The organism is Polaromonas sp. P1_E3 (assembly GCF_056405935.1).
Genome location: NZ_JBFUBD010000330.1, coordinates 1 through 2,996, shown reverse-complemented (window position 1 = coordinate 2,996; position 2,996 = coordinate 1). Strand labels below are relative to the sequence as shown.

The 2,996-nt window shown below is 62.0% G+C and carries 3 protein-coding genes; all 3 read left to right on the top strand.

Going from position 1 to position 2,996, the window contains the following annotated elements:
- Window positions 1-480, top strand: a 480-nt coding sequence (locus AC1D0Z_RS18670) for a redoxin domain-containing protein (protein WP_477659690.1), incomplete at its 5' end; no start/stop codon positions are given.
- Window positions 481-580: 100 nt separating this feature from the next.
- On the top strand, window positions 581-2,149 hold the full coding sequence (gene ahpF, locus AC1D0Z_RS18665; protein WP_477659689.1) for an alkyl hydroperoxide reductase subunit F: 1,569 nt from the start codon (window positions 581-583) through the stop codon (window positions 2,147-2,149).
- 457 nt (window positions 2,150-2,606) lie between these two features.
- Window positions 2,607-2,996, top strand: a 390-nt coding sequence (locus AC1D0Z_RS18660) for a ferredoxin--NADP reductase (RefSeq protein WP_477659688.1), incomplete at its 3' end; no start/stop codon positions are given.

Below are 2,996 nucleotides of genomic sequence, written 5' to 3'. Positions count from 1 at the left end.
CTGAAGGGCAAATGGTCGGTACTGATCTTCATGCCGGCCGCGTTCACTTTCAACTGCCCTACCGAAGTTGAAGATGCTGCCGACAACTACGCAGAATTCCAGAAGGCCGGTGCAGAGGTTTACATCGTGACCACCGACACCCATTTCTCGCACAAGGTCTGGCACGAAACATCCCCCGCAGTCGGCAAAGCCAAGTTCCCGCTGGTGGGCGACCCGACCCACACGCTGACCAAGGCCTTTGACGTGTTCATCCCTGAAGAAGGCCTGGCATTGCGCGGCACCTTCGTGATCAACCCTGAAGGCGTCATCAAGACCGCTGAAGTGCACTCCAACGAGATCGCACGCGACGTCAAGGAGACCCTGCGCAAGCTGAAGGCTGCCCAGTACACCGCCGCCCACCCCGGCCAGGTTTGCCCTGCGAAGTGGAACGAAGGCGCCAAGACGATCGCCCCGTCCATCGACCTGGTTGGCAAGATCTAAGAACCCCGCTGCCTTCCTGACGAAGGCCCGGGGCCCGGCACACACAGATGTGCCGTCCCGGGCCTTTTTGTTTCCAACTGACCCTGAAAGTGAGTCCGACATGCTCGACGCCGCCACCAAAGCCCAACTGAAAAGCTATCTCGAACGCGCCACTGCGCCCATCGAAATCGTCGCGTCGCTGGACGGCAGCGAGGCTTCGGGCGAAGTGCTGTCGCTGCTCAGAGACGTGGCTGAGTCTTCGCCGCTGGTCAAGCTGACCGAAAGCCGCGACGACCCGCACCGCAAGCCCTCTTTCTCCATCAACCGCCCCGGTGAAAACCACGGCCCGCGCTTTGCCGGCCTGCCCATGGGCCACGAATTCACCTCGCTGATCCTGGCGCTGCTGCAGATTGGTGGCTACCCGCCCAAGGTCGAGCAGCCCGTGCTCGAACAGATCCGCGCGCTGGATGGTGACTTCGACTTCGAGGTGTATGTCTCGCTGACCTGCCACAACTGCCCGGACGTAGTGCAGGCACTGAACCTGATGGCGGTGCAGAACCCGCGCATCAAGACCACCATGATCGAGGGCGGCACATTCCAGGATGAAGTGAAGGAGCGCGAGATCATGGGCGTGCCCACGGTCTTCCTCAACGGCACCATGTTCGGAAACGGCCGCATGAGCCTGGAAGAAATCCTGGCCAAGATTGACACCAGCGGCGTCGAACGCGAAGCCAAAAAAATCGACGGCAAGGAAGCTTTTGACGTGCTGATCGTCGGCGGCGGCCCCGCCGGCGCGGCTGCGGCCGTGTATGCCGCGCGCAAGGGCATCCGCACCGGCGTGGCGTCCGAGCGTTTCGGAGGCCAGGTGCTGGACACCCTGGGCATCGAGAACTTCATCTCCATCAAGGAAACCGAAGGCCCCAAATTTGCGCACGCACTGGAAGAGCACGTGCGCAACTACGACGTGGACATCATGAACCTGCAGCGCGCCAAGGCGCTGGTACCCAATAGCGGGCCCGACAAAAACCTGATTGAAGTGCAGCTCGAAAGCGGCGCATCGCTCAAAAGCAAGTCCATTGTGATCTCGACCGGCGCGCGCTGGCGCAACATCAACGTGCCCGGCGAGCATGAGTTCAAGAACAAGGGTGTGGCCTACTGCCCGCACTGCGACGGCCCGCTGTTCAAGGGCAAGCGCGTGGCGGTGATTGGCGGCGGCAACTCCGGCGTCGAAGCCGCGATCGACCTGGCCGGCATCGTCGGCCATGTGACACTGATTGAGTTCGACACCGCGCTGCGTGCCGACGCCGTGCTGCAGCGCAAGCTGGGCAGTTTGCAAAACGTGACGGTGATCACCAACGCGCAGACGACCGAAATCACCGGCGACCAGAAGGTCAATGGCCTGGTCTACAAAGACCGTGCCAGTGGCGAGCTGAAAACCGTGGAGCTCGAAGGCGTGTTCATCCAGATCGGCCTGGTGCCCAACACCGACTGGCTCAAGGGCGTGGTGGATCTGTCCAAACACGGCGAGATCATCGTTGACGCCAAGGGTCAGACCTCGGTGCCGGGGGTGTTTGCGGCCGGCGACGTAACGACCGTGCCATTCAAGCAGATCATCATTGCAGCCGGCGAAGGCGCGAAGGCGGCGCTCAGCGCGTTTGACTACCTGATCCGCAGCCCCATCGCCGCGTGATACGCCGGTAAGGCCTTGAAGCGCTAAAAAAACCGCCTCAACCGGGGGCCAAAGCCCACCCCGCCAAGATTGCGCGAATGATTCCCCAAACGCGCCTTCTGGCACCTGTGGCGCTGGCCCATCGCAATGGGCGTGCCCAGCGCAACAGGCCTGCTAACCTCGCTGGAATCCGGCGGGGGCTGGGAGACTGGTGGTCTGGGTCGGCCTGTGGCTACCCGTTGCTGTGATGGGCTGGTTTGCATGGGCACCCCGCCGGCCGGCCAGGCGGTGAGCCGTAGCCGTGAGCGGCTTTGCCACCAGGGTCGCGAGCGAGGTTTCGTACAGGCGATAAAATGAGAGGCTGTCTCGCAGGATCTCGCGCTATAGGCCTGAGCTGAAGATACGCACGAGCCCTGCCCCGTCATCCAGAACCACTTTCCGTCTTCCTCTTGTTTCCCCTTGCCTTTCCCCTCTTCTCATGAGCGCCTTTAACACCGAACGCATTCTTTCCGTCCACCACTGGACCGACAACCTCTTCAGTTTTACCGCCACCCGTGATTCCGGCTTCCGTTTTGTGAACGGCCAGTTCACCATGATCGGCCTTCCCGTGGACGGTAAACCGCTGCTGCGCGCTTACAGTGTGGCCAGCGCGAACCACGAGGACCAGCTGGAGTTTTTCAGCATCAAGGTGCCGGACGGCCCGCTGACTTCGCGGCTGCAGCACCTCAAACCTGGCGACGACATCCTGGTTGGCCGCAAGCCGACCGGCACGTTGTTGCTGCAAAACCTGCTGCCCGGCGGCACACTGTGGCTGCTGGCCACCGGCACCGGCCTGGCTCCTTTTCTTTCGCTGATCAAGGACCCGGAC